Genomic DNA, 634 nt, shown 5'->3' with positions numbered 1-634 from the left:
CTTAATAATGTATCGGCATGTTTAATAAGGTCGATATCATTGTTATCAATGGAGTTAAGCTGCTCTCTTAATTTGATAAGTTTACTTAAGGATTCATCTAGTAATGGGGTCTGATTTTTAAGGGCTAGGGTGAAACTTTTTTGAGTCGACTTCCTTGCATTCTGTTGTGCGATTTTTCGTTGTTCTTTGTCTTTTTTTAGTGAGGTTAGTATCTCTTGTCGCTCTTCTGATTTTCCACCAAAAAATCTATCTGCAAGTGCGGTTAGTAAATCTGATACTAGAGTCTTTAGCTGTCTTGCTGCTTGGTTTTTTATAAATCCCTCACGGCCAGATTTATCTTTTAAGCCTCTATTACTTGATTGAGATATACCTATAAATCCAAAAAGCCTACGGTTAGACCAATAATATCGACCTGCATTATATGACCGTCTCTCTTCAATTTGGAAAAAATCGTTATCAACTCGTCCATATGGAAGAACTCGAAGAGAATCTCTAAACACCATCAAGCCAGCATATTTTTCAGCTTTCTCCTTAAGGTTGGCATGAATTCTTTCTGGGAGGCTACCATTTTGTCGAAGGATCTCAAAAGTGCCGATTTTAATTTCGAATGGCCCAACCTCAGAAGGTGAAAGGC

1 protein-coding gene is annotated in these 634 nt (G+C 37.4%); it reads right to left on the bottom strand.

Annotation, left to right across the window (positions count from 1 at the left end; all coding sequences use genetic code 11):
- On the bottom strand, positions 1-634 hold a 634-nt coding region (locus LD28_RS23425; RefSeq protein WP_206538755.1), incomplete at both ends, for a hypothetical protein.

This window comes from Aeromonas finlandensis (genome assembly GCF_000764645.1).
In the GTDB taxonomy this organism is placed as follows: Bacteria; Pseudomonadota; Gammaproteobacteria; order Enterobacterales; family Aeromonadaceae; genus Aeromonas; species Aeromonas finlandensis.
The sequence above is the reverse complement of the archived record's forward strand: the minus strand, read 5'-3'. Positions and strand labels throughout refer to the sequence as shown.